Annotated in this window: 27 protein-coding genes; 8 read left to right on the plus strand and 19 right to left on the minus strand. The window is 58.1% G+C overall.

Translation table 11 applies throughout. The features are described from left to right. From OJHNALOF_RS16355 to OJHNALOF_RS16380, 6 genes are all read right to left on the minus strand, one after another. Positions 1 to 633 carry an NADH:ubiquinone reductase (Na(+)-transporting) subunit D gene (locus OJHNALOF_RS16355; protein WP_014291675.1) on the minus strand — a complete coding sequence of 211 codons (633 nt, stop codon included), beginning with the start codon at positions 631 to 633 and terminating at the stop codon, positions 1 to 3. Beyond that, complete coding sequence (locus OJHNALOF_RS16360) at positions 626 to 1,396, minus strand: Na(+)-translocating NADH-quinone reductase subunit C (RefSeq protein ID WP_094201681.1); 771 nt, start codon at positions 1,394 to 1,396, stop codon at positions 626 to 628. The genes OJHNALOF_RS16355 and OJHNALOF_RS16360 overlap by 8 nt, the downstream gene beginning before the upstream one ends. After that, a complete protein-coding gene (locus OJHNALOF_RS16365; protein WP_094201682.1) occupies positions 1,389 to 2,627 on the minus strand; it encodes an NADH:ubiquinone reductase (Na(+)-transporting) subunit B in 1,239 nt (412 codons plus the stop codon). The genes OJHNALOF_RS16360 and OJHNALOF_RS16365 overlap by 8 nt, the downstream gene beginning before the upstream one ends. A gap of 5 nt (positions 2,628 to 2,632) precedes the next feature. Next, positions 2,633 to 3,976, minus strand: a complete 1,344-nt coding sequence (locus OJHNALOF_RS16370) for a Na(+)-translocating NADH-quinone reductase subunit A (RefSeq protein ID WP_094201683.1) — start codon at positions 3,974 to 3,976, stop codon at positions 2,633 to 2,635. Between the two features lie 365 nt (positions 3,977 to 4,341). Then, positions 4,342 to 4,659, minus strand: coding sequence for a BolA family transcriptional regulator (locus tag OJHNALOF_RS16375; RefSeq protein ID WP_165662712.1), 318 nt, complete (start codon positions 4,657 to 4,659; stop codon positions 4,342 to 4,344). Positions 4,660 to 4,713: 54 nt separating this feature from the next. After that, positions 4,714 to 5,304 carry an alpha-ketoglutarate-dependent dioxygenase AlkB gene (locus OJHNALOF_RS16380; RefSeq protein WP_165662713.1) on the minus strand — a complete coding sequence of 197 codons (591 nt, stop codon included), beginning with the start codon at positions 5,302 to 5,304 and terminating at the stop codon, positions 4,714 to 4,716. 61 nt (positions 5,305 to 5,365) lie between these two features. On the opposite strand from OJHNALOF_RS16380, the gene OJHNALOF_RS16385 reads away from it, so the two are divergent. The 4 genes from OJHNALOF_RS16385 (at position 5,366) to OJHNALOF_RS16400 (ending at position 9,030) form a co-directional block, all read left to right on the plus strand. Continuing rightward, positions 5,366 to 6,502 carry a methyltransferase gene (locus OJHNALOF_RS16385; RefSeq protein ID WP_165662714.1) on the plus strand — a complete coding sequence of 379 codons (1,137 nt, stop codon included), beginning with the start codon at positions 5,366 to 5,368 and terminating at the stop codon, positions 6,500 to 6,502. Between the two features lie 11 nt (positions 6,503 to 6,513). Further along, a complete protein-coding gene (locus OJHNALOF_RS16390) occupies positions 6,514 to 7,095 on the plus strand; it encodes a YajG family lipoprotein (protein WP_094201687.1) in 582 nt (193 codons plus the stop codon). After that, positions 7,096 to 7,653 (plus strand): peptidylprolyl isomerase, encoded by a 558-nt coding sequence (locus OJHNALOF_RS16395; protein WP_094201688.1) that lies wholly within the window; start codon positions 7,096 to 7,098, stop codon positions 7,651 to 7,653. It abuts the gene before it with no gap. Between the two features lie 69 nt (positions 7,654 to 7,722). Beyond that, positions 7,723 to 9,030: an MFS transporter gene (locus tag OJHNALOF_RS16400; RefSeq protein WP_094201780.1), complete on the plus strand. Its 1,308-nt coding sequence runs from the start codon at positions 7,723 to 7,725 to the stop codon at positions 9,028 to 9,030. Positions 9,031 to 9,123: 93 nt separating this feature from the next. Here the strand turns inward: OJHNALOF_RS16400 and OJHNALOF_RS16405 are convergent, their stop codons facing one another. Beyond that, positions 9,124 to 9,606 (minus strand): YajQ family cyclic di-GMP-binding protein, encoded by a 483-nt coding sequence (locus OJHNALOF_RS16405; protein ID WP_165662715.1) that lies wholly within the window; start codon positions 9,604 to 9,606, stop codon positions 9,124 to 9,126. 105 nt (positions 9,607 to 9,711) lie between these two features. Between OJHNALOF_RS16405 and OJHNALOF_RS16410 the strand changes: the two genes are divergently transcribed. Next, the gene (locus OJHNALOF_RS16410; protein WP_165662716.1) at positions 9,712 to 10,602 is read left to right on the plus strand and encodes a ketopantoate reductase family protein; all 891 of its coding nucleotides are present in this window, start codon (positions 9,712 to 9,714) and stop codon (positions 10,600 to 10,602) included. Positions 10,603 to 10,663: 61 nt separating this feature from the next. Here OJHNALOF_RS16410 and thiI read toward each other — a convergent pair whose 3' ends face one another. From thiI to pomA, 3 genes are all read right to left on the minus strand, one after another. Continuing rightward, positions 10,664 to 12,112 carry a tRNA uracil 4-sulfurtransferase ThiI gene (gene thiI / locus OJHNALOF_RS16415; RefSeq protein ID WP_094201691.1) on the minus strand — a complete coding sequence of 483 codons (1,449 nt, stop codon included), beginning with the start codon at positions 12,110 to 12,112 and terminating at the stop codon, positions 10,664 to 10,666. An 82-nt stretch (positions 12,113 to 12,194) separates the two neighbouring features. Then, positions 12,195 to 13,094 (minus strand): flagellar motor protein MotB, encoded by a 900-nt coding sequence (locus OJHNALOF_RS16420; protein ID WP_094201692.1) that lies wholly within the window; start codon positions 13,092 to 13,094, stop codon positions 12,195 to 12,197. After that, positions 13,094 to 13,849, minus strand: coding sequence for a flagellar motor protein PomA (gene pomA, locus OJHNALOF_RS16425; RefSeq protein WP_165662717.1), 756 nt, complete (start codon positions 13,847 to 13,849; stop codon positions 13,094 to 13,096). Before pomA ends, OJHNALOF_RS16420 begins: the two co-directional genes overlap by 1 nt. A gap of 203 nt (positions 13,850 to 14,052) precedes the next feature. On the opposite strand from pomA, the gene OJHNALOF_RS16430 reads away from it, so the two are divergent. From OJHNALOF_RS16430 to dxs, 3 genes are read left to right on the plus strand one after another with little or no spacing between them, the layout of a single operon-like run. Continuing rightward, positions 14,053 to 14,304 (plus strand): exodeoxyribonuclease VII small subunit, encoded by a 252-nt coding sequence (locus tag OJHNALOF_RS16430; RefSeq protein WP_094201693.1) that lies wholly within the window; start codon positions 14,053 to 14,055, stop codon positions 14,302 to 14,304. Next, on the plus strand, positions 14,301 to 15,188 hold the full coding sequence (gene ispA, locus OJHNALOF_RS16435; protein WP_165662719.1) for a (2E,6E)-farnesyl diphosphate synthase: 888 nt from the start codon (positions 14,301 to 14,303) through the stop codon (positions 15,186 to 15,188). Before OJHNALOF_RS16430 ends, ispA begins: the two co-directional genes overlap by 4 nt. Positions 15,189 to 15,212: 24 nt before the next feature. Beyond that, a complete protein-coding gene (gene dxs, locus OJHNALOF_RS16440; RefSeq protein ID WP_165662720.1) occupies positions 15,213 to 17,078 on the plus strand; it encodes a 1-deoxy-D-xylulose-5-phosphate synthase in 1,866 nt (621 codons plus the stop codon). A gap of 301 nt (positions 17,079 to 17,379) precedes the next feature. On the opposite strand, the gene OJHNALOF_RS16445 is transcribed toward dxs, so the two are convergent. The 9 genes from OJHNALOF_RS16445 to OJHNALOF_RS16490 all read right to left on the minus strand — a co-directional run bounded on the left by OJHNALOF_RS16445 (position 17,380) and on the right by OJHNALOF_RS16490 (position 23,733). Further along, positions 17,380 to 17,982, minus strand: coding sequence for a LysE/ArgO family amino acid transporter (locus tag OJHNALOF_RS16445; protein ID WP_165662721.1), 603 nt, complete (start codon positions 17,980 to 17,982; stop codon positions 17,380 to 17,382). Positions 17,983 to 18,094: 112 nt separating this feature from the next. Continuing rightward, positions 18,095 to 18,586: a gamma-glutamylcyclotransferase family protein gene (locus OJHNALOF_RS16450; RefSeq protein ID WP_165662722.1), complete on the minus strand. Its 492-nt coding sequence runs from the start codon at positions 18,584 to 18,586 to the stop codon at positions 18,095 to 18,097. Positions 18,587 to 18,600: 14 nt separating this feature from the next. Continuing rightward, entirely contained in the window at positions 18,601 to 18,975 is a 375-nt protein-coding gene (locus OJHNALOF_RS16455) for a hypothetical protein (protein WP_165662723.1), read from the minus strand. A 33-nt stretch (positions 18,976 to 19,008) separates the two neighbouring features. Next, positions 19,009 to 19,341, minus strand: a complete 333-nt coding sequence (locus tag OJHNALOF_RS16460; RefSeq protein ID WP_094201699.1) for a YnfA family protein — start codon at positions 19,339 to 19,341, stop codon at positions 19,009 to 19,011. A 70-nt stretch (positions 19,342 to 19,411) separates the two neighbouring features. Next, the gene (locus OJHNALOF_RS16465; RefSeq protein WP_165662724.1) at positions 19,412 to 20,068 is read right to left on the minus strand and encodes a hypothetical protein; all 657 of its coding nucleotides are present in this window, start codon (positions 20,066 to 20,068) and stop codon (positions 19,412 to 19,414) included. A 25-nt stretch (positions 20,069 to 20,093) separates the two neighbouring features. Then, the gene (locus OJHNALOF_RS16470) at positions 20,094 to 20,465 is read right to left on the minus strand and encodes a hypothetical protein (RefSeq protein WP_165662725.1); all 372 of its coding nucleotides are present in this window, start codon (positions 20,463 to 20,465) and stop codon (positions 20,094 to 20,096) included. A gap of 282 nt (positions 20,466 to 20,747) precedes the next feature. Beyond that, positions 20,748 to 21,155, minus strand: a complete 408-nt coding sequence (locus OJHNALOF_RS16480; RefSeq protein WP_165662727.1) for a hypothetical protein — start codon at positions 21,153 to 21,155, stop codon at positions 20,748 to 20,750. A 106-nt stretch (positions 21,156 to 21,261) separates the two neighbouring features. Next, on the minus strand, positions 21,262 to 22,299 hold the full coding sequence (locus tag OJHNALOF_RS16485; protein ID WP_165662728.1) for a hypothetical protein: 1,038 nt from the start codon (positions 22,297 to 22,299) through the stop codon (positions 21,262 to 21,264). Positions 22,300 to 22,827: 528 nt separating this feature from the next. Next, positions 22,828 to 23,733 carry a homocysteine S-methyltransferase family protein gene (locus OJHNALOF_RS16490; RefSeq protein WP_165662729.1) on the minus strand — a complete coding sequence of 302 codons (906 nt, stop codon included), beginning with the start codon at positions 23,731 to 23,733 and terminating at the stop codon, positions 22,828 to 22,830. Positions 23,734 to 23,834: the final 101 nt, after the last annotated feature.

Below are 23,834 nucleotides of genomic sequence, written 5' to 3' on the forward strand. Positions count from 1 at the left end.
TTACTCCTTGGCCTCCACCTGCTCGGGACGGAAGGTACGCAGTACCCAGATAAAGCCCCCGATGATAAAGAAGGCACTCGGCGGCAGCAGCAGCAGGCCGTTGGCCTGATACCAGCCACCATTTTTGATCAGCGGCAGGATTTCAATGCCAAACCAGGTGCCGGAGCCGAACAGCTCACGAATGGTGGCCACCACCAGCAGGATCAGGCCGTAGCCCAGGCCGTTACCGATGCCATCCAGGAACGACATCATGGGCGGGCTCTTCATGGCGTAGGCTTCGGCGCGACCCATGACGATACAGTTGGTGATGATCAAGCCAACGAACACCGACAGCTGCTTGGAGATGTCATAGGCGTAGGCTTTCAGGATCTGGTCCACCACGATTACCAGGGAGGCGATGATCGCCATCTGGGCAATAATCCGTACCGAGTTGGGGATCTGGTTGCGAATAAGCGAGATAAACAGGTTGGAGAACGCCGTTACCGCAATTACCGCCAGCGACATTACGAATGCCGTCTGCATCTGCGAGGTCACCGCCAGGGCAGAACAGATACCCAGCACCTGAAGGGCGATGGGGTTGTTGCCGATGATGGGACCGAACAGAACCTTTTTCATTTCAGCTTTATCAGCCATTGTTCAGTTCTCCTTCACGAACCTTGGCCAGGAAAGGACCAAAGCCTTTCTCACCCAGCCAGAATTCAAAGGTTTTTTGCACACCGTCGGAGGTCAGGGTAGCACCGGACAGACCGTCAACGCTGGAAGGGGCACCGGCGGGGGCACCGCCCTTGACCACTTTCAGCGCCGGCTCGCCGTTTTCGTCGTACAGTTTCTTGCCGACGAACTGGGCACGCCAGCTGGGGTTTTCCACCTCACCGCCGAGTCCGGGAGTTTCACCCTGCTCGTAGTAGGTGATGCCCTTGATGGTGTTGCCATCGGGGGCTACCGCCACAAAGGCGTACATGGTGGACCACAGGCCCTGACCGTGTACCGGCAGAATGATGCTGTCCAGCTCGCCGTTTTCATCCTTGGCTAGGTATACCGGGGCCAGGTTGGCGCGACGGCGAATGCCGGCCGGATCCTCTTCTCCACTCAGCGCGATGCTGGTGGCCGGATCCTTGGCGGCATTGCGCTGGTTGTAACCGGCGGCAGACTGGTCGGTCAGCTCACCTGTGGTCAGATCCAGCAGGCGGGCGTCAATGAAGCGGTCATAGGTTTCCGCCACATTGTCACGGCCCAGGCCAGCCACGTCGACGATGTTGGTCTGAACGTCCAGCGCCTGGTTGCGCTGTTGGGTCGGCTTCAGCATCACGGCGGCGCCGGATACGATGATGGAGCAGACCAGGCAGAGGCTGCCGACAACGGCAAAGGTTCTGCCGATAGTTTCTTTCTTAGCCACGGGCCAGCCTCCGTTTGATGTTTGCCTGAACCACAAAGTGGTCGAACAGGGGAGCGAACAGGTTGGCGAACAGAATGGCCAGCATCATGCCCTCGGGGAAGGCCGGGTTGACCACGCGGATCAGCACCACCATGACGCCGATCAGGGCGCCGTACCACCACTTGCCCTTGTTGGTAAAGGACGCGGATACCGGGTCGGTGGCCATGAACATCATGCCGAAGGCGAAACCACCCAGCACCAGGTGCCAGTGCCAGGGCATGGAGAACATGGCGTTGGTGTCGGAACCGATCAGGTTGAACAGGGTCGCGGTAGCCACCATGCCGACCATGACGCCGCCCACGATACGCCAGGAGGCAATACCCAGGTAGACGATGAACAGGCCGCCGAGCAGGATGGCCAGGGTAGACACTTCACCGATGGAACCCTGAATGTTACCGATAAAGGCATCCATCCAGCTGATGACGGCGCCGGTGTTGGCATCCATCAGGGCAGCTTGGCCGCCGGCGGCCCACTGGCCCAGGGCGGTGGCGCCGGAGAAGCCGTCAACGGCGGTCCACACGGTGTCACCGGAGATCTCGGCCGGGTAGGCGAAGAACAGGAACGCACGACCCGCCAGCGCCGGGTTGAGGAAGTTCTTGCCGGTACCGCCAAAGATTTCCTTGGCCATGACCACACCGAAGGTAATGCCCAGGGCCGCCTGCCACAGCGGCAGGGTGGCGGGCACGATCAAGGCGAACAGTACGGACGTCACGAAGAAGCCTTCGTTCACTTCGTGCTTGCGCACGGAGGCGAACAGTACTTCCCAGAAACCACCGACGAGGAACACGGTCAGGTAGATGGGCAGGAAGTAGGTGGCACCCAGCAGCAGCTTGCTGCCCCAGCCGGCCCCGTCACCCAGGGTTGCCCCCAGGCTCTCGGCCAGACCGTAACGCCAGTTACCATCGATCACACCGGCCAGATCGGCCGGGCTGTACATGTTGGTGAGGGCCGCAATGGCCTGGCCACCGGTGTTGTACATGCCGAAGAACATGGCGGGGAAGGTCGCCATCCACACCATGATCATGATGCGCTTCAGGTCGATGCTATCGCGCACATGGGAGGAGCGACGAGTAACCATGCCCGGGGTATAGAGCACGGTGGCCACCGCTTCGTACAGGGCGTAAAACTTCTCGTATTTACCACCCGGTTCGAAATGGTGTTCCATTTTTTCCAGAGTGTGCTTCAAACTCATTTCTCTTAGCCCTCTAGCTCAATCTTGGTCAGACACTGACGCAGCACCTGGCCGTAATCGTACTTGCCCGGGCACACATAGGTGCACAGCGCCAGATCTTCTTCATCCAGCTCCAGGCAGCCCAGGCTCTGGGCGCTGTCGGTGTCGCCGGACAGCAGATCACGCAGCAGCAGGGTCGGCAGAATGTCCAGCGGCATGATGCGCTCGTAGTTACCGATTGGCACCATGGCACGGGCAGAGCCGTTGGTGGTGGTGGTCAGGTCAAACAGCTTGCCCTTGGCCAGGTGGCCCAGGTAGGCACGGGTGACCGAAAACTTGTTGGAACCCGGGGCCAGCCAGCCCATGAATTCCTTCTCGCGGCCTTCCTTCAGCACGGAGACCTGCAGGTGGTAGCGACCCAGGTAGGCGTGAGGACCATTGGCGGTATTGCCGGACAGTACCGAACCGGAAATCACACGGTTTTCACCGTCCTGCAGCTCGCCTGCGGTCAGCTCATCCAGAGAGGCGCCGAGGCGGGTGCGCAGCAGACGCGGCTTGTTGACCACGGGTCCGCCCAGTGCCACCACGCGATCGGTGCAGATTTCACCGGTGGTGAACAGCTTGCCGAAGGCGATAACGTCCTGGTAGTTGATGTACCAGACCACCTTGCCAGGCACGACCGGGTCGATGAAGTGAATGTGGGTGCCGGGCAGACCGGCCGGATGTACGCCACCGAACACATGTTCCTTGACGTTACCGGCGGTGGCCTGAGGCAGGCTGCCTTCGCCCTTGCACACGTGCACCTGGCCGTCGGTCAGGCGGCTCAGCACCTGCAGGCCGTCGGTAAACGCCTGGGCGTTTTCCTTGATCACCAGCTCGGCATTGGCGCAAAGCGGGTTGGTGTCCATGGCGGTAACGAAGATGGAGCGCGGAGTGGAGCCCAGCGCCGGCACCTTGCTGTAGGGGCGGGTGCGCAGGGCGGTCCACATGCCGGATTCAACCAGCTGCTCCTGCACGGTTTCACGTTCCAGTTTGGCCAGTTCGGCAGAGCCGTAGCTTTTGAAAGTAATCTGCTCTTCGCTGTCATCAACGGCAATAACAACGGATTGCAGCACACGTTTGGCGCCACGGTTAATTTCAACCACTGTACCGGCGGCGGGAGCTGTGAACTTGACGCCAGGATTCTTCTTGTCTTCGAAGATAACCTGACCTTTCTTGACGCGATCCTCTACCTTGACGTGCATGGTAGGGCGCATACCCACATACTCCTCGCCCAGCGTAGCAACGCGCTTGATGGCAGGACCATCGTAGATTACTTGCTCTGGTGCCCCGGCAATTGGGAGGTCCAGTCCTTTTTTAATTGTAATCATACTCACTTGCACTACTTGTTAGGGGAAGACAGGTACTTGCCATGCTGAGCATGACAACATGCTGATGAGTCGCTACCGGCATGTTCGCATCGCCCTGACAACAGCACGACTACACTCCGGTAACATCCAGCCCGATTTAAAAGGCGCGTAATTCTAGCACTTTTACCGTTGCGGCTGCCACGGCAATCACTAAAAATTACCGTCACCGCCAGCAAAATTGGCTTGCCTGATATTTCGCCAAGCAAAAATAAGGCCATGATTTTGAAGGAAGAATCATGCTTTGGTCGCAAGCGGCGCCAAAATGGAAGCGCTTTTCAACGAACCCCGCCTTATAACAAATTTGCTAACCGTGAATAACAGCCGGCTCAGGCCGACGCGCCGCCCTTGCCCATGCAGTTGGGGCTGGCAGGCACCGCTCCCCGTTCCTGCCATTCGGCCGGGGTCAGGGTGTGCAGCGCCAGGGCATGCACGCCGCCGGCCAGCTCGTCGGCCAGCAGGCCGTTGAGGGTGCGGTGACGGGCCAGCAGGCGCTGGCCTTCAAAGGCCTGGCTCACCACCACCAGCTTGAAATGGGTTTCCGAGCCCGGCGCAACGCTGTGCATGTAACTTTCGTTAATCACCTCCAGGTGCTCGGGCGTCAGTGCCTCCTTGACCTTGTGCTCTATGGTGCTTTGCATCGACATGGCGTTCTCCTCGTAAATATCAGGACAGATGACAGGCACAACCTTCACCCGCTTTCACTCCGGTGTGGCCAGCCTGCGAAAAGTCAGGTTGATTCGTTGGCCCCCGGCCCGGGTCATTCTGGGCAGGGCGTGGCGCCAATGATGCTGCATTTCTCCCGCCATCACCAGCAGGCTGCCGTGCTCCAGCCATAGCTCGCGCCGCTCGCCGCCATCATGGCGCAGCATGAAACGCCGGCGTTCGCCCAGGCTGACCGAGGCAATCATGGGGTTGCGCCCGAGTTCGGGCTCATCGTCGGCATGCCAGCCCATGCTGTCGTGACCGTCGCGGTAAAGATTGAGCAGCACGCCGTCAAAGGGCTGAGCGCAGATAACCTCAAGCCGCTGGGCAATGTCTTGCACCAACGGGTGCCAGGGCTCGGGCCGGCGCTCCCGGCCGGAGTAGCGGTAAGGCCAGTCCCCCATCCAGCAAGACAATCTGGGCTCGTGCACTTCCCGGCCAAACATCGTCAGCCGGTGCTGTTGCCAGGGAATGTCCCGGCTTAACTTCGCCTGCCAGGCGTCCGCCTCGGCGGCAAAGGCATCGGGCCACCACAACAGGCGCCCCTGGTTGAGCGTGAGCCACTCGGGCTCGGGCCATAGCTGCATGCTGATTTTCCCCTTCAAACTGGTAAAATGCCGCCCTTTGCAATCAGCAGGCATGAATCCCATGAATCATCACTTTCCCCTGCCCGAAGGCGGCGAGCTCGAGCTGCACCGCTATCCGCGCCAGGCCCGTCACGGCCTGCAGGCCTGGGAGGCGGCGGACGAATATATCATGAACGAGCTGGCCACCCTGGACTGGGACCGGCATGCGCCCTTGGTGATTCTCAACGACGGCTTTGGCGCCCTCACTCTTGGGCTGCATTCGCACCGGCCTTATACCCTGACCGACTCGCGCATTGCCGAACTGGCCCTGGCCGCCAACGCCGCCGACAACGGGCTCGAGCCCGGCTGGCGTGCGCTCAACAGCCTGGAAGAGTTACCCGGGACTCCCGGCCTGGTGCTGATGAAGCTGCCCAAGACCAACGCCATGCTCGAGCACCAGCTCGCCGCCATCAGCCGGGTGGCCGGGCCGAATACTCAAATCGTGGCCGGCGCCAAGGCCAAGGACGTGCACACTTCCACCCTGAAACTGTTTGAGCAGATGCTTGGCCCCACCCGTACCAGCCTGGCCTGGAAAAAGGCCCGGCTGATCTTTGCCGAGCGGGATATGAATATCGCCCCCATGGCCGCCCCCGCGCCGCTGTCCTGGCCGCTGGAAGGCACCCATTTCACCCTTCATAACCACGCCGGCGTGTTCTCCCGTGCCAGCCTGGATATTGGCGCCCGCTTTATGCTGGAGCACCTGCCCGCCAATCGCCCCGGACGCGTAATCGATCTGGGTTGCGGCAACGGCGTGCTGGGGTTGATGACCCTGGCCCGTAACCCGCAAGCCACGGTGACCTTTGTGGACGAATCGCATATGGCGGTGGAAAGTGCCCGCCTGAATGTGGAACGCAATTTGCCGGAGGCCATGGAGCGCGCCCGCTTTGTGGTCAATAACTGTCTCGACGGCATGGGCCCCGACAGCGCCGATCTGGTGCTGTGCAACCCGCCCTTTCACCAGCAGCAGGCCATTACCGATCATATTGCCTGGCAGATGATGACCGACGCCCGCCGAGTGCTGCGCCGGGGCGGCGAGCTGTTGCTGGTGGGCAACCGCCACCTGGACTACCACCAGAAGCTCAAACGGCTGTTCGGCAATCAGCGGGTAGTGGCATCCAACCGCAAATTCGTTATTCTGAGAGCCATTCATACCGCCTGAAGGAAATATTCATGAACTGCATCAAATGGTTGACCGCTCCCCTGCTGGCCCTGGGGCTGACCGCCTGCGCCAGCTACTACCCCATTGCGGTGGACGTAAACCCGGCACCGGCCCAGGTGGGCGGCGGCGTGTACCGGGGCCAGACCCTGGCGTTGTCGAGCGCCGACAACCGGGCCAGCGATTTCATTATTCAGATTGAGCAGAAAGACAAGTCGCCGGTGGTGGTGGGTGCCGCCAACAACCTGCGACTGCAGATGGAGCAGGCCCTGGCGCAGGGATTCAGCACGCAGGGCGCCTTTATCGAGCAGGGTGCCAACACCCGTGCCACCCTGGAGCTGCAGGAGGTGCTGTCCCGGGTCATTCGCGGCCACATCAGTTATGACGTGGTGCAGAAGGTGCGGGTACAGCTGGTGCTGGAGCGGGACGGCCGCCGCGTGGTCAAGCAGTATCGCCGCAGCGCCCAGCAGGAATTCCCCGGCCGCCTGCACCCCGAGCTGGCCCCGGTCACCGAGGCCCTCAACCAGCAGCTGAGCCTGATGGTGCAGGACATTCTCGCCGATCGTGACGTACAGAGCTTTATCAACGGTAACTAAATGAAAAAACTACTGATACTGCTGGCGGGCCTGTTCACCGCCACCGCCGCCCTGGCCGCCCCCCGCGTGGAGCTGGTCACCAATATGGGCACGCTGGAAGTGGAGCTCAATGAACAGGCTGCGCCCCACACCGTGGCCAACTTTCTGCGTTATGTGGACGACGGCAGCTATGCCGGCTCCCTGTTTCACCGGCTGATCCCGGGGTTTGTGGTGCAGGGCGGCGGCTTTAACGCCGACTTTGATCGCCTGCCCACCTATGATCCGGTGCAGAACGAGTCGGGCAACGGCCTGTCGAACACCACCGGCACCATTGCCATGGCCCGTACTCAGGACCCGCACAGTGCCACCCGCCAGTTCTATATCAACCTCGGCGACAACCCCTCGCTGGATGGCGGCCGCCGCGCCGGCTACACCGTATTTGGCCGCGTGGTCAAGGGGGAAGAGGTGCTGCAGCGTATGGCCGCCGTGCCCACCGGCATGAGCCTGCAACTGCGCGCCCGGGACGTACCGGAAGAGCCCATCGTGCTTGAGCAGGTTCGCCGCCTGAGCGGGAGCTAAGCCATTCTCGCCCGGGTTCTGAAATGGCAGCAAAGCCTGTCGCTCTACACCGAGCGGCGGGTGCTGATCATGCTGGCGCTGGGGTTTTCTTCCGGTCTGCCGCTGCTGCTGGTGTTCGGTACCCTGTCATTCTGGCTGCGGGAGGCCGGCGTCAGTCGCACCAGCATCGGCTTTTTCAGCTGGGTGGCGCTGGCCTACGGGGTGAAGTGGCTGTGGTCGCCGCTGGTGGACAGGCTGCCGCTGCCGCTGTTGTCCCGCTGGCTGGGGCGGCGGCGCGGCTGGATGCTGTTCTCCCAGGGCATCATCATGGCGGCGCTGACGGGCATGGCCCTGTCCGATCCCACCACGGATCTCGCCCAACTGGCGCTGTTCGCCCTGGCGGTGGCCTTTGCATCCGCCACCCAGGACATCGTCATCGACGCCTACCGCATCGAATCGGCCCCGGAACGACTGCAGGGAGCGCTGGCCGCCGCCTACATGACCGGTTACCGGCTGGCAATGATCCTGGCGGGCGCCGGGGCGCTGGCCATCGCCGCCTGGGCCGGGTCCGACACCGGCTATAACATGACAGGCTGGCAAACCGCCTACCTGGCCATGGCCGGCTGCATGCTGGTGGGGGTGATCACCTGTTTGCTGCTGCACGAACCCGACGTGGATCTGGGCGCGCAGCAGCGCTCACAGCAGGAGCACCGCGCCCGGCTGGTCACCGCCGGCTGGCCCGGCTGGCTGGCGGGGCTGATGGCCTTTGGCAAAAGTGCCGTGGTGGCTCCCTTTGCCGATTTTATCGGGCGCTTTGGCTGGCACGCCCTGTTGATCCTGGGGTTGATCGCCAGCTACCGCATTGCCGACGTGGTGATGGGGGTGATGGCCAATCCGTTTTACGTGGACATGGGCTTTTCCAAGACCGAAATCGCCACCGTCACCAAGGTGTATGGGGTGATCATGACCCTGGCCGGAGCCGCCGTGGGCGGTGTACTGGTCAGCCGCTTTGGCACCCTGCGCATTCTGATGCTGGGCGCCCTGCTCACCGCCGGCACCAACCTGCTGTTTGCACTGATGAGCCAGCTGGGCCCGGACGTGCGCCTGTTGACGGTGATCATTTCGCTCGACAACCTGAGCGCCGGCATTGCCACCGCCGCCTTTATCACTTATCTGTCGAGCCTGACCAACGTGGCCTTTTCCGCCACCCAGTACGCCCTGTTCAGCTCGGTGATGCTGCTGCTGCCCAAGTTCGTGGCCGGCTTCTCGGGCCTGGTGGTGGACGCCATCGGCTACGCCGGCTTCTTTACCGGCACCGCCGCACTGGGTTTGCCGGTACTGGTGCTGATTGCGGTGGTTGCCCGACGGGTGCCGGCTCAACACCGTAGGTTGGAATAAGCCTCAGCGAATTCCGACATGCCGCCGTCGCCTTCATGTTGGAATTCGCTTCGCTCATTCGCAACCTACCGCTGCTCCTCGCACCCTGCCGCTTTAATCCCTAAAGTTGTTGAACTGCAGGGGTTGATCCTGCTCTTCGGCGCGCAGCATGGCCATAACCTGCTGCAGATCGTCGCGCTTCTTGCCGGTCACCCGCAGCTGCTCGCCCTGAATCGAGGCCTGCACCTTGATTTTGCTGTCCTTGATCTTCTTGACCAGCTTCTTCGCCAAGGCATTGTCAATGCCCTGAAGAAAGCTCATTTCCTGCACATGGCGCTTGCCCGAACGTACAATGCTGCCCGCATCCAGCACGCGAACGTCTATGCCCCGCTTGATCAGGGCCCCCCGCAGCATGTCCCGCATCTGCTGCAGTTGCAGCTCGGCATCGGCGGCCAGCTTTACCTTGTTGTCGTTGAGTTCAAAACTGGCTTCCACGCCACGAAAATCATAGCGGGTGGCCAGCTCGCGGTTGGCGTTTTCAACGGCGTTACGTACTTCGTTCATTTCCACTTCGGAAACAATATCAAAAGAGGGCATGAAAGCTCCTTGAATGGGCATTAAAACCGCTGGCAACGGCCGCGGTTCACGGCTAACGTATGGCATTAATAACAGACAATAATATCAAAGTTCAGGGAGAGAGTGATGCGCGAGTGGACCATATTGGGGGCCGGAGCCCTGGGCTGCACCTTTGCCGCCCTGCTGACGGCAAAACACCGGCCGGTGTCGTTGTTGCTGAGTGAACGGCACCGGCGCCATTTTCATCCGGCACTGGAATTTATCGCCCTTAACGAGCGCCGCCGGCTGGTAAGCACTCACCCCCGCCATGCCGAGCAGGCCGGCGGCATCGAGTGCCTGCTGGTCATGACCAAGGCCTATCAGGTGCTGCCCGCCCTGAACAACCTGCGCGGCCTGCCTGCCGACACTCCTATCATACTGCTGCACAACGGCATGGGCGTGGCCGAGGCGGTGGCCCGCGCCTTTCCCCACAACCCGCTGCTGGCGGGCGTCACCAGCCATGGTGCCCTCAAGGAAGGCCCCTGGCAGGTGCGTCACACCGGCAAGGGCGAAACCTGGCTGGGGCCGGTCAACGACAAGGGCAGAGCGTTTGCCCACCTGATCAAGCCCCTGGCCGACGCTTTGGGGCATGCCGAGTGGAGCGAAGACATTGTCTCGCTGCAGCATCGCAAGCTCGCCATCAACGCCGTGATCAACCCCCTCACCGCCTGCCACCATATTCGCAACGGCCAGCTGCACGAGCCCCGCTTTGCCGACGTGCTCAACCAGCTGGCCGAGGAGGTACACGCGGTGCTGACCCGGCTGGGGGAAACCGAGACCCTGGCGCAGTTTCTGCGCCGGCTTAACAGCGTGATTGGGCTGACCGCCACCAATTATTCCTCCATGCACCAGGATCTGGCCCACGGCCGCCCCACCGAGATCGACTACATCACGGGTTATGTGCTGAAACATGCGGAAGACTTACCGGTGCCGGTGTGCCGGCAGTTGTATAACGAGGTGAAAAAACAGGGCGGGTAAGCAGTGAGAAGGAAAACGTGAGGAGTGAGGGGGAAGGAGTTTTTCCTCCCTCCTCACCGATTCAGGGCTTGTATACCTTTACATTGTCAAAGCCCTGCTCTTTCAGGTGAATGGCCTGCAGCCGGCTCATCACACCCCGGGCGCAATACAGCAGATAGGTCTTGTTCTGATCCAGCTCGCCAAACTGATGGGCCAGGCGGAAAAACGGCAGGTGCATCACCTTGTGGCCGTCCACTTCCAGCGGCGATAGCTCTTCTTCCTCGGGGGCACGAATGTCGAGGATCACCTCTTCCTCGCTGGCCTGTTCACTGAATTCCACTTCCGGCACCTCCCATACCTTGCCCAGATCGCGCACGTCTTCCACAAACGACGCCTGCACCGCGGTGTCGAGCACGCCGAAGTCAAAATTGGCTTCCTCTTCTTCCACCTTGCTCAGCACCGCCTTGATGGTGGGCTTCTGGGAAATCACACCGCAGTATTCCGGCATTTTTTCCGCATAGGCGGCGGTGCCGATGGCCCTGGCCTGATCGATGATGTCCTGCTTATCGGTGGCGATCAGCGGGCGCAGGATCAGGGTGTCGGTCACTCGATCGATGACGTTGAGGTTGGTCACGGTCTGGCTCGATACCTGTCCCATGGACTCACCGGTGACCAGGGCGTTGATGGCCAGACGCTCGGCCACGGCGGCACCGGCGCGCATCATCATGCGCTTAAGCACCACGCCCATGTGGCCCTTGTCGATCTTTTCCAGGATCTCGGTTACCACGCCCTCAAAGGGCACCGAGATAAACTTGACCCGGTGCGACGCGCCGTATTTCTTCCACAAAAAGTGCACCACCTCGCGCACCCCGGCCTCGTGTTCGCGCCCGCCCAGGTTGAAGAAGCAGTAATGCACCCGGCTGCCGCGCTTGATGAACTGGTAGGACGACACGCCGGAGTCGTAGCCGCCCGACATCAGGCTGAGCACGCTTTCCTGGGTGGCGATGGGAAAGCCACCCATGCCGGCGTGCTGCTCACTCACCAGGTACAGCTTGTCGTCGTCCAGCTCCAGGTTGATCTGCACATCGGGCTGCTTGAGCTTGACGCCGCCGGTCTCGCAACGCTGATTCAGGCCGCCGCCCACATAGCGTTCCACGTCCAGCGAGCTGAACTCCTGCTTGCCCCGGCGCTTGGCGCGCACGCAAAAGGTCTTGCCGGCCAGCTGGTCGCCGAACATGGCCTGGGTATGCTCGAGAATGTCGTCCATCGACGACACCTTGTATTCCACCACCTCCAGAAACGACTGAATGCCGGGAATACAGGCCAGCGCCTCAATCAGCATGCGGCGGCTGTCTTCGTCGTTGTTGTTGCTGCGCACCACCAGCTTGTCCCAGTCGGCACGCACCTTGACGGTCTCATCCAGGGGCTTGAGGGTGTTGCGAATATTGCCGGAGAGAATCTTGCTCATGCGCTGGCGCACCGACTTGCTCTTGATGGTAATTTCAGGATGAAGCTTGATGATAAATTTCATAATTCGGTACGCTCAGACAACACATAAAAAAGAAAGCCCGGCATTATACACGTGCCGGGCTTGCGGTTAAAAGAAAAGCAGTTCAGGGAGTGCCGGGCGGCACCGCCTCCAGGGGCTCGGTATACACCGGTTTGCCCTGGGAAATGGTGATTTCCACCCGCCGGTTGCGGCGGCGGTTTTCGGCGCTGTCGTTGGCCACCAGCGGCTTGGTGTCGGCCAGGCCCATGACGATCATGCGGGCGTCATCAAACCCCTGAGTGCGCCTGAGCTGATCCGCCACCGCCAGCGCCCGCTGAGTGGACAGCTCCCAGTTGGAGCTGAACAGCTCGTGGCCGCTGTTAATGTCATCGGAATGGCCGGACACCAGGATCTCGCCGGGCACATTCTTCACCAGGTCGCCAATCAGCCGAATCACCGGCCAAAACTGGGGCTGCAAAAACGCCGAGCCGGCGGGAAAAGAGGCGTTTTCACGAATGCGGATCACCACCTGCTGCCCCAGGGCCTCGATTTCAATGGCGTCCTGCTCAATGGCGCTGCTCAGTTGCTCGGCCAGGGCCTGGGCCAGACTCACCGACTCGGCGCTGGTCTGGGGCATGTCGGGCTGCTGGCTGCCACTCATGTTGCCGTCTTCCCGGCTCTGGCCCGAGGCCCGCTCCGACTCGCCGGGCTGAAAGTCCAGCTCGGTGAGGGTGGAATCGGTGGTGTGCTGCATGACGGTGCTGATGGGCGTGGGCTCGGGCCGGCCGGGGCGAAACTCCAGGGCGATGACCGAGGTGCCCTTGGGAATTTCGGTGACCTCAATCTGGTTCTGCACCCCAAAGGCATATTTCATGCTGCCGGCGATCTGCTTGAACTTGAGCACGTCCATCTCGGCAAAGGCCAGCAGCAACACGAAAAAGCTCATCAGAATGGTGGCCAGATCGGCAAAGGTCGCCATCCAGGCGGGCGCGCCGGCCGGCTGTGGCTTGCTCTTTTTGGCCACTATTCCTCCTTGGTGCGCTTGTTCTCGGCCAGGTAATTCTCCAGCAGGCCCTGCAGTACCCTGGGATTCTGGCCGTCCTGAATGCCAAGCACGGCGTCCATGATCAGCGTGCGGTTAAGCCGCTCCTCTTCCGAACGCAGATCCAGCTTGTCGGCAATGGGCAGCGCCACCATGTTGGCCAGCATGGCGCCATACAGGGTGGTGAGCAGCGCAATGGCCATGGCCGGGCCGATGGCCTTGGGGTCATCCATATTGGCCAGCATGGCCACCAGACCGATAAGGGTACCTATCATGCCCATGGCCGGGGCCACATCCCCCAGGGCGCGAAAGATTTTGGCTCCCTGCTCCTGGCGTTCGGCGTTGAGGTCGATGTCCTTTTCCAGCGCCGCCTTCACCACTCCCTGGTCGTGGCCGTCCACCAGCATGTTTACCGCCTTTTGCAGAAAGGGATTGGTGATCTGCGCCTCTTCCAGCGCCAGAAAGCCCCCCTTGCGCGCCGCGTCGGCCAGGTCCACCACCCGCTCAATCAGCTCTTCGGGCTTTTCCAGCTTGAACATAAAGGCCTTGGCGGCCACCTTGGCGGCCCCCAGAAACTGCCCGAGGTTGAATTTCATCATCACCACAAACAGAGAGCCGACAAAAACAATGAAAATGGACGGTACGTCCACATACATGGTGATGCTGCCTCCCAGCACCATCGCCATGGCGACAAATGCAAACCCGCCAATCAGTCCGATCAGTGTTGCCAGATCCAAAATGGGCATCCTCTTCAGTTAGCGCAAGCAATACGACTCAATCTTACCCCTTGCGAGTGAGTTTTGTCGCCGAAGTTGTTATCGGCACCGCACAAAAATGCTTAACGGCGGGCTGGCCCCATAGTTGAAAGTCGCTAATCCTTCGCCAAATTCCGGGCAGCGGTGTTACTATTGGCCCAATTTTGCAAGCGATCGAACAGAGGATGCCCGTGGCTGCCAGAAAACCGGAAAACATGGACTTTGAAAGCGCACTCGCCGAGCTGGAAGGCCTGGTAGGCCAGCTGGAGCAGGGCGAGCTGAGTCTGGAGCAGGCGCTCAAGTCGTTTGAACGGGGGGTGCAGCTGGTGCGCGCCGGCCAGCAGCGGCTGAGCCAGGCCGAGCAACAGGTGAAGGTACTGATGAGCGACGGCGACACCCTGGCCGACTTCGCCACCGGCGAGGAGTCCCAGCCATGATTGCGCAGTGGCAACAGCAATATGGCGAGCGCATTAACGCCGCCCTGCGCCGGGCCCTGGACCGGCTCGATGACCTCGCCCCCGGCCTGCGCGACGCCATGGAATATGGCCTGCTGCAGGGCGGCAAGCGGGTGCGGCCCATGCTGGTGTATGCCACCGCCGGGCTGCACACCGACACCGACCAGCAGGCCGCCGATGCCGCCGCCGCCGCCATTGAGTGCATTCACGCCTATTCGCTGATCCACGACGATCTGCCGGCCATGGACAACGACGACCTGCGCCGGGGCAAACCCACGGTGCACAAGGCCTTTGACGAGGCCACCGCCATTCTCGCCGGTGACGCCCTGCAGACCCTGGCCTTTGAGCTGGTCAGCCAGGCTGGCGACGATCTGCCCGCCGAGCGCCGGCTGCGGCTGGTGCAGGAGCTGGCCACCGCCAGCGGCTATGGCGGCATGTGCGGCGGCCAGGCGCTGGACATTTACCACGAGGGCAAGCCGGTAGAACGCGCCACCCTGGAAACCATTCATCGCCACAAGACCGGGGCGCTGATCCGCGCCGCGGTGCGCATGGGGGCATTGTGTTCCCCCGCCATGCAGGAAACCGAGCTGGCCGCGCTCAGCCGCTACGCCGAGGCCATTGGCCTGGCGTTTCAGGTGCAGGACGACATTCTCGACATTACCGCCGACACCGCCACCCTGGGCAAAACCCAAGGGAAGGATCTGGCCCAGCAGAAAAGCACCTATCCGGCGCTGCTGGGACTGGACGGCGCCCGCGCCCTGGCCGCTAGCCTGCACCGGGACGCCCTCGCCGCCCTGGCCGGCCTGCCCGGCAATACCGAAACACTGGAAGCCTTCGCCCACTACATCGTGCAGCGCGAATACTGAAGCGACAACAATAACGACAAGCCTATGAGTCTGAATATTGCCGATTACCCCACCCTGGCCCTGGCCAACCTGCCGGAAGAGCTGCGCAGCCTGCCCCAGGAGCGCCTGCCGGCGTTGTGTGACGAGCTGAGATCCTATTTGCTGCACTCGGTCAGCCGCAGCAGCGGCCACCTGGCCTCGGGGCTGGGGGTGGTGGAGCTGACGGTGGCCCTGCACTATGTGTATCACACGCCCTTTGACCGCCTGGTATGGGACGTGGGCCACCAGGCCTATCCCCACAAAATTCTCACCGGCCGGCGCGAGCGCATGGCCAGCATTCGCCAGTATGAAGGGCTGCACCCCTTTCCCTGGCGGGAAGAAAGCGAATACGACACCCTGTCGGTGGGTCACTCCAGCACCAGCATTGGCGCGGCGCTGGGCATGGCCATTGCCGCCGACGAAGAACGCCAGAACCGCAAGGTGGTGGCGGTGATCGGCGACGGCGCCCTTACCGCCGGCATGGCCTTTGAGGCCCTGAACCACGCCGGCGATCTGCACAAAGACATGCTGGTGGTGCTGAACGACAACGAGATGTCCATTTCCGAAAACGTGGGCGCACTCAACAACCACCTGGCCAGAATCATGTCGGGCTCGCTCTACAGCACCCTGCGCGAAGGGGGCAAAAAGGCGCTGGAAATGCTGCCGCCGCTGAAGGAACTGGCCCGGCGCACCGAGGAGCACCTCAAGGGCATGGTGGTGCCCGGCACCCTGTTTGAGGAGTTCGGCTTCAACTACGTGGGCCCCATTGATGGCCACGACATCGATACCCTGGTGGAAACCCTGCGCAATATGCGCAAGCTCAAGGGCCCGCAGTTTCTGCATGTGATGACCCGCAAGGGCAAGGGTTATCTGCCCGCCGAGCAGGATCCCATCGGCTATCACGGCGTGCCCAAGTTCGATCCGGCAGAAAGCTGCCTGCCCAAAAGCGCCCCGACCAGCCCCAGCTTTTCCAGCATTTTCGGCAACTGGCTGTGCGACATGGCCGGCGACTGCGACAAGCTGATGGCCATTACCCCGGCCATGCGCGAAGGCTCTGGCCTGGTGCGTTTTTCACGGGAATACCCCAAGCGCTATTTTGACGTGGCCATCGCCGAACAGCACGCCGTCACCCTGGCGGCGGGCCTGGCCATTGAAGGCAAAAAGCCGGTCGTGGCCATTTACTCCACCTTTTTGCAGCGTGCCTACGATCAGCTGATCCACGACGTGGCGCTGCAAAACCTGGACGTGCTCTTTGCCATCGATCGCGCCGGCATCGTGGGTGCCGACGGTCCCACCCATCAGGGCGCCTTTGATCTCAGCTTTTTGCGTACCGTGCCCAACATGGTGATCATGACCCCGGCCAACGAAAACGAATGCCGGCAAATGCTCTACACCGGTTATATGCACACCGGTCCGGCGGCGGTGCGCTACCCTCGCGGCAGCGGCTGCGGTGCCGAAATTGACGACACCATGACCGCCCTGGATATCGGCAAGGGCCGGCGCATGCTCAAGGGCAAGGGCGTGGCACTGCTGAACTTCGGCACCCTGCTGCCCGAAGCCGAAGCGGCCGCCAGAGCGCTTGATGCCACCCTGGTGGACATGCGCTTTGTCAAACCCCTCGACGAGACCCTGTTGCTGGATCTGCTCGCCGACCACGAGCTGCTGGTGACCATTGAGGAAAACACCATCATGGGCGGCGCCGGCTCGGCGGTGAACGAGTGCCTGATGCGCCATAAAAAACCGGTGCCGGTGCTGAACCTGGGGCTTCCCGACATCTTTATCGAGCAGGGCAGCCAGCAGCAGATCCTGGCCAAACTGGGCCTGGACGCCGACGGCATCACCAAAGCCGTGCAGGACTATCAGGCCCGCTGACACCGGCCCCACTTTCGTGGGGCACTCCATCCTTCGCTCCAGCGTGGATGTGTATCACGGGCTTTAAGACTCACTATGCGTTCCCACGCTGAGCGTGGGAACGAGAAAAAGGCGATAGCTCTCAGAATACGTCACCCCCGCGAAGGCGGGGGTCCATAGCAAACGGCTCCGGCTCTGCTGGCAACATAAAAAAAGCGAAACCACCCGGCTTCGCTTTTTGGTTTGTCTCTGCAGACGCTACCTTGTCATCAGTATTCTGCTCCATGCTCTGGATTCCCACCTTCGTGGGAATGACGTCCCCTTACGCCCCCATCACCAGGGTGGCGGCAATGGTGGTCATCATTACCCCCACCACAAACTCCAGCACCTTCCAGGCCTGCGGCCGCTGAAATACCGGGGCCAGCACCCGGGCGCCATACCCCAGGCTGAAAAAGAACACCAGCGAGGCACAGATGGCCCCCAGGGCAAACAGCCCCTGGGCCGGCTGATATTGGGTGGAGATGGAGCCCAGCAGCACCACCGTATCCAGATAGACATGAGGGTTCAGCCAGGTAAACGCCAGGCAGATGGCCACGGTTTTTGGCAGCGACTGCCGGGTGTCGCCCGCCGCCGTCATGGCGTGACTGGTGGCAAAGGCCGACTTGAAACTCAGAAAGGCATATACCGCCAGAAAGGTGGCCCCGCCGTAACGGGCAATGGTCTCAATGGCCGGAAACTGCTTCACGATGGCGCCAAAGCCTGCCACCCCGAGGGAGATCAATACCGCATCGGACAGGGCACAGACCGCACACACCACAAACACATGGTGGCTCTTGATGCCCTGTTTCAGCACAAAGGCGTTCTGAGAGCCAATGGCCAGGATCAAGGAAAAGCTAAGGGCAAAGCCGGAGAGAAAGGTGGACATAAATTTCGGACATATTTGCTTGTTATGGTCGCCGGCATAATACAGCCAACGACCGTCGCTGTCTGTGGCCTCGCATTCGCGCTAACGAAGCTAACTTATGCTCTAGCCCCTTTCAGCGGTAAAGGCTGATTTCCCGCTTATGGCGATCCCGATCGGGATCCTCGTTCGCCCTCACCAGCTCCAGCACTCTGATGTAGTCAGCCGGCAGGCCATGCTCCCCGGCGCCGTGAAGCACGTGGTCCTTGTACCATGAATACGGCGTCAGGCGGGCATCGATATGGGTGGCGACATAACTCACCGCAATCAGCTCTACTCCTGCCTGCGTCATCACCCGCACCGGTTTTTCATCATAACCGGCACCCAGGCCTTCCACCCGGTCCAGCCAGGGCTTTTCGGCCGGCGCAATGTTATACACCACACCGTAGACAAGGTCATTCTGATCTCCGGTCTTTAAAATATCGCACTTGCCCGAGCCATCCTTGCCGACCTTGTGAAACATCAGCCGGTGCCCGCCGAGCCGGGCCACCGCGATCACTCGAGCGGAAGGCACCCGAGCGCGCATTCGGGCAAGGGACATATTGGAGCCGTAAGCGAAGTAGTGCATGGGCTTGATAACGGCTACGACCAGGACGCTGAATCCTGGCAGACCAGGTGGATGATGGATGCCGGGCTCGATATCCAGAACGCCTGCATGCCGTCTGGCAAAGGCTCAATTTCGTCACAGCGAACCACTCCCGCCACGTTAAGCTGCCTTGCGGCACCGTCGATATCATCGGTGACCACTTCAAGCCAGGTCTCGGCCTGACTCAGGCCCGGAACCGAATCGAGCCAGAGGTTGTTGGCGCCAAACTGAAAGCCCACGGCAGGTGCCTGCTCCGTTATTTCCGGAAAACCGAGAACATCACGATAAAAGCGCACCGTTTCATCATACAAGTGAGGCGGTATCTTGATTGCGATATTACAGCCGGCTGTGAACTTCACTTTTTTGCTCATACGAGGACCCCTGAGTGCCTGACGCTGCATTAACTATACGCTTCTGGGAGCGAACATGATGATCGCCATTCCCAGCAAGGCGACTGATACCCCCACCAGATCCCATAAAGTGGGGCGAATGCCGTCCACTGCCCACAACCAAAGTATCGCCACAAAAATATAGACACCACCATAAGCGGCATAGACCCTGCCCGCCGCCGTTGGGTGCAGCGACAACAGCCAGGCAAACACCGCAAGAAAGAACACAGCCGGCACCAGCAGCCAGACCGACCTGTCTTCTTTTAACCACAAATACGGTAAATAACACCCCAGAATCTCTGCGATTGCCGTAATAAAGAACAAGCCGATGGTTTTTACTTCCAACAACTGAATGACCTCATTTGTCTGTTGTAACGCCTCATTCAGCGGTTTGTCCGCTGCAATGCTTTGTTAAATTTTAATCTAGAAAATGCTTAAGAAAGCGATAAAAAAGTTCTCTCTCACCGCACTCCAAATCGACTTCAAGAACATTACTCTCCAAACACTCTAGGGCTGAATCTACGATAATCCTAGCTAAATCAATAACCCTTTCTGGATTGATTAGAGTTGTATGTTCAGGTTTGAAAGTTAATATATTCCCATCCCATGGTGTTTCTGGATATTGAACGAGTACATCTATTTCCCGGTCAAACTGAAAATAATAACTTGGTTTATTAGCATGAAGTGCCTTCGCCATTAAGCTTGCATTGTGTAAGAAAGAATTCCTTAAAGCGTAGAGGGCTTTCACATCGTCGCTACCTTCTTCGTAGTCAGCAAAGTAATACAACGCTTTATTTATGCTACTGGCATTTGGGTTCAAATATTCTACTTTGTCATTTCTCTTGTATGTAAATCCTATCTGCTCAATCACACCGAAAGCACCTACAATAGGAACAAAGTTCTTAGAATACTCCATATGCCTTGCATGATTAATCTCTTGCAATGTAATTGGCAAGATTGACTTCAGCCAACCATCCTTTAGCCGATAAGAACCAGCGCCCCCTAGATGCGCATATGCCAGCTCAAAAATGCTCAGCTCATCAACATTTTTTTCCTTCCAAGTAGATGTATCCATACCTATTCCTAATTTAACGCCGCGTTCACCGGCTCGTCCGGCGCAACGCTTTGTTATAAGCGTTGTCGATTTCGGTAGATATATCTTTCATGCCCTTACTTAGGCTAGAACTAATTGATCCTTGAGGTATATACCTATTCATAACCACATCCAGCTTTTGCGCTTCAGGATGCCTAACCATCACATCAAGATATACCTTCAGCCTATCAGCTTTTGTTGTCGGCCGTTGAAGCTCCTTTTTAAGCTTCTCTTGAAACCTACAGATTTCGTCTTCGTCATCCCACTCATTCAATTCGCTATACAAAATGCGAGCAAGCCTGTTCTGAGTCCATCCTAGCTCAGCTATTAGGCCTTTTATTTGCAACAAAAGCTCATGAGATTCCTGTTTTGTCCCCATTTGTCTTTTCCTACCCCCTAGCATTGTCAATGTCCCTGCGGGGACAATTTTTATTCAACTATGGAGACTTCTATGTCTAAATCAATGTCAAAAGCCGCTGCTGCTCGAATTCAGTCAGCGACAGCTAAATCAAACGGTGGAGTCGTACCGAAAGGTTCTTTTGCTGCGAGAGGGCAATCTGCAGCAAGCCAATCTGGTTCAACTCGCCCACCCAACGGTCCAAGCACAACCGGTAATCCTTCTGGAGGTGGGCGAGGCAATAACCCACCAAAGAGAAAATAACTAATTGCAGCTAGTCAGGCTGCCTCTAAAGCGAGTCAGAAACTCTGACTCGCTTTTCTTCAGCTCTTTGTAACTGATCACTTCCATCGTTTTTTCCAATGCACATACACAAACCTGAGTTTTTTCAGCTTGTCGGTAAGTGTTCATTAGCATGCGCGACGAGTTTACACAACTATCTATAATTTCATATTCAACATTAAGCGGGTATCGCTGATCCTCAAAGAATATTTGGTCTGCTTTATGAGTTCCGAACGCGCCAATAAATAGAGCAGTTGTAGCCGATAAAAACGGCTTCTTAAATTTCTTATAAGAGTGGCCTGCAAATGACTTTTTGCATTCGCTACAAACAATATTCTCACCAAACTCAACTTGGTTGTCTGTAGCGCAAGATGGACATTCGATCTGCATGGATTTCCTTAAAGCTTATAACGCCGCATTAAGGTGTGAGCGACGCTTGGCTATACTTGAGCGAAGCGAAAACGCCAAGCGTTGCGAATCACTCTTAAATGCTTTGTTAGGCATTTTTTTCTACGACGGCTGCACTACTAATAGTTGCTTCACTCAGCAGCCCTGTCTCTATCTCAGAGTTCTTTATGGTCAAAATCAATTTAGCTATTGATTTATAGGTGTTTTCTAGCTGCTTAATACGCATATCATTTGCATTTGCGTCTTTTATTACGACCCCATCAAAGAGTTTACCCAACCTAGAAACCCACTTTTGATTCTCAACGTCGTCACTTTCAAACATCATCTCAAACTCTTTATAACCAATGACGTCGAAGGTTCTATTTTTGGACTCTGATTTAACTAACATCAACTCGCCAATACCGGACTGCCAATCTCGATATATCCACGCTTCCCTTATTGCCAATTTTTTTGCCACTTCAAACTGAGTACTAATTAGAGTTTCTTCATCGATTCTTTCTTGTTCGAGCTCCACGCACAAATAATCCGCACATTTTTTAGCCACCTCTAGATTACGCTCAGCCGATAAATCGCTCATTAAAAGTACATTACTTACCTTTAGCTCATGTTTTACTATTCGAGAAATTTCAGAGCCTAATCCCATTAGCAGCTCATCTCTTGCCTGAATTTTCCAAATATCAGTTAAGTGTTTAGCTCGCATCTTTTCTGTATGTGGACCATCAGCTAGGGACTTTTCTAAATCGTTTAGAGCTTGCAGCAAATCTCTACTATGGCTATCGTTACTAGCTCGTATATAAGACTGCTCTTTACGTATAGCAGCTATCCAACCGAGCAAACTCCCCAATCTATACAACGTGCTAACGTACTTGTAGTTATCAAAGTCGGTTATTACACTCCCACGCTTCAAAAATTTTGCTTTAGTCTCATTTGTAAATATCTCATTCAATCGCCAAAACATGCTTTCAGCTGATTTAGCCAAAGGTTCAGCATATTTTTTGTACACCTCGATCTTTTGCTTCTTATCCTCTTTTTTGGCTTTAATTTTTGGAAGCAAATAATCTCTGAGGAAGAATAACGAAATTGCAACGCCTGATGAGATAAATACTGCTTGTAATCTGATGTCCATAAACTCTCTAATTATATTATTGGTGATTGACTAACCTGAATGCCTAACATTTTAATAGTAAGCATGCTCATATCTCTTCCTGCACACTAGAGCACTTGTCACCATTAAACCATTGATAATAAATAAAATATCACTCAACTGCCGTATGCAGCAGTGAGCAAAAACGCGCATGCGCACTATCAACGGCCGTTTGCGCGTTATCAACAATCGCCAGCCGTAACCTTTTCTGAGCATGGCGTTTTTTCAGTCCGGTTTGCTGTACACGAGCATGGGCTGAAGATAGTACGCAATAAACCCGAAAAACAGCCAATTCACTGTATAAAACATCAGCGTAAGGCACGCTACCGCCGAGCGTTTGAGCCGCCGAACCCTGCCACTACCGAGTTGAATGCATCTATTCTGGACGTTGTGGTGAAGGGTTTCAATTGTGGCCGCAACGTTTTTAAGGTTTTACCGCGCTAATGGCAAAGATTCAGCAATGGCGAACGCCGTGGGAATGGACTCCCGCCTTCGCGGGAGTGACGACAATTAACGCTCATTCCGCCATTCGTTCAGGGCTCGAATATGCTCGGGATAGATGCCACAGCAACCGCCGATCACCGTGGCACCCAGCTCGTGCCAGCGTTTGGCAAAATTCAGGTAGTCCTGTGGCGTCAGCTCGCGCATGGCTTGCAGGGCACCATTGGCCTGATGATTGGCCTTGATGGGCGTAAAGTTATTGGCATAAACCCCCAGCTCAATATTGGCACCACAGGCGTCCATTACCGCCCTCGCCTCTCGAATGGCCAGGTCCATCACTTCCGGGGTTGAGCAGTTAAAGAAAATGCCCTGAGCATCCGCCGCACACACTCGCTCGGCGGCACTTCTTACGCTTTCACCGGATCGCAACAGCGATGTTTCCATCACGTCATCATTCAGGGTAAAGGCGTAATAACAGTCCTTTTGAGTGTGCTGCAACACCGCATGAATCACGTCAAACTCCGCCAGGCTGGCAATGGTTTCGGCAATCCAGAGATCAACATGGGGATCCTGGGCATCGAACAGTGTGCTCGAAATCGCTTGCGCCGCCCCGGCCTCAAACAAATCGGGGCGGTAGCTGCCCAGCGCAGGAGGAATCGAGCCGGCCACGCGCACGGGCTTGCCAGAAGACGCCGCGGCCTGTTTGGCCACGGACTGGGCGAGAGCGGCCGCACTGCGCGCCAGTTGTGCCCCTTCCGCCTGGTAGAGGGCGTCGCCCAGGTGAAAGGGCACGCAGGCATAGCTGTTCACCGTGATGATATCGGCACCGGCATCAATAAAGTTCTGATGGGCCTTGCGCACATGTTCAGGTGATTCAATCAGCGCCTGAGCGCTCCACAGCGGCTGTGAGAAGGGGGCACCAATGCGTTTTAGCTCTCGGCCCATGCCTCCATCCAGAATGGCTACTTTGTTCATTTAATGGTTTCCATACGCCTTGCATCGCCACGCCATTGCCGCGTCTTGCGATGACTGAAACATTAACCGGTGAGCCACATTAACTGCAGGCCAGCCTGATT

This window comes from Oceanimonas sp. MB9 (assembly GCF_011319775.1).
In the GTDB taxonomy this organism is placed as follows: domain Bacteria; phylum Pseudomonadota; class Gammaproteobacteria; order Enterobacterales; family Aeromonadaceae; genus Oceanimonas; species Oceanimonas doudoroffii.

Bases quoted from the DNA above. Each gene is read 5' to 3' on its own strand.
- ispA (WP_165662719.1), top strand. From the start codon at position 14,301: ATGATTGCGCAGTGGCAACAGCAATATGGCGAGCGCATTAACGCCGCC.
- thiI (WP_094201691.1), bottom strand. From the start codon at position 12,112: ATGAAATTTATCATCAAGCTTCATCCTGAAATTACCATCAAGAGCAAG.
- OJHNALOF_RS16455 (WP_165662723.1), bottom strand. From the start codon at position 18,975: ATGAGCAAAAAAGTGAAGTTCACAGCCGGCTGTAATATCGCAATCAAG.
- OJHNALOF_RS16395 (WP_094201688.1), top strand. From the start codon at position 7,096: ATGAAAAAACTACTGATACTGCTGGCGGGCCTGTTCACCGCCACCGCC.
- OJHNALOF_RS16465 (WP_165662724.1), bottom strand. From the start codon at position 20,068: ATGGATACATCTACTTGGAAGGAAAAAAATGTTGATGAGCTGAGCATT.
- OJHNALOF_RS16380 (WP_165662713.1), bottom strand. From the start codon at position 5,304: ATGCAGCTATGGCCCGAGCCCGAGTGGCTCACGCTCAACCAGGGGCGC.
- OJHNALOF_RS16430 (WP_094201693.1), top strand. From the start codon at position 14,053: ATGCCCGTGGCTGCCAGAAAACCGGAAAACATGGACTTTGAAAGCGCA.
- OJHNALOF_RS16365 (WP_094201682.1), bottom strand. From the start codon at position 2,627: ATGAGTTTGAAGCACACTCTGGAAAAAATGGAACACCATTTCGAACCG.
- dxs (WP_165662720.1), top strand. From the start codon at position 15,213: ATGAGTCTGAATATTGCCGATTACCCCACCCTGGCCCTGGCCAACCTG.
- OJHNALOF_RS16400 (WP_094201780.1), top strand. From the start codon at position 7,723: ATGCTGGCGCTGGGGTTTTCTTCCGGTCTGCCGCTGCTGCTGGTGTTC.
- OJHNALOF_RS16405 (WP_165662715.1), bottom strand. From the start codon at position 9,606: ATGCCCTCTTTTGATATTGTTTCCGAAGTGGAAATGAACGAAGTACGT.
- OJHNALOF_RS16490 (WP_165662729.1), bottom strand. From the start codon at position 23,733: ATGAACAAAGTAGCCATTCTGGATGGAGGCATGGGCCGAGAGCTAAAA.
- OJHNALOF_RS16470 (WP_165662725.1), bottom strand. From the start codon at position 20,465: ATGGGGACAAAACAGGAATCTCATGAGCTTTTGTTGCAAATAAAAGGC.
- OJHNALOF_RS16355 (WP_014291675.1), bottom strand. From the start codon at position 633: ATGGCTGATAAAGCTGAAATGAAAAAGGTTCTGTTCGGTCCCATCATC.
- OJHNALOF_RS16450 (WP_165662722.1), bottom strand. From the start codon at position 18,586: ATGCACTACTTCGCTTACGGCTCCAATATGTCCCTTGCCCGAATGCGC.
- OJHNALOF_RS16385 (WP_165662714.1), top strand. From the start codon at position 5,366: ATGAATCATCACTTTCCCCTGCCCGAAGGCGGCGAGCTCGAGCTGCAC.
- OJHNALOF_RS16390 (WP_094201687.1), top strand. From the start codon at position 6,514: ATGAACTGCATCAAATGGTTGACCGCTCCCCTGCTGGCCCTGGGGCTG.
- OJHNALOF_RS16370 (WP_094201683.1), bottom strand. From the start codon at position 3,976: ATGATTACAATTAAAAAAGGACTGGACCTCCCAATTGCCGGGGCACCA.
- OJHNALOF_RS16445 (WP_165662721.1), bottom strand. From the start codon at position 17,982: ATGTCCACCTTTCTCTCCGGCTTTGCCCTTAGCTTTTCCTTGATCCTG.
- OJHNALOF_RS16410 (WP_165662716.1), top strand. From the start codon at position 9,712: ATGCGCGAGTGGACCATATTGGGGGCCGGAGCCCTGGGCTGCACCTTT.
- OJHNALOF_RS16480 (WP_165662727.1), bottom strand. From the start codon at position 21,155: ATGCAGATCGAATGTCCATCTTGCGCTACAGACAACCAAGTTGAGTTT.
- OJHNALOF_RS16485 (WP_165662728.1), bottom strand. From the start codon at position 22,299: ATGGACATCAGATTACAAGCAGTATTTATCTCATCAGGCGTTGCAATT.
- OJHNALOF_RS16375 (WP_165662712.1), bottom strand. From the start codon at position 4,659: ATGTCGATGCAAAGCACCATAGAGCACAAGGTCAAGGAGGCACTGACG.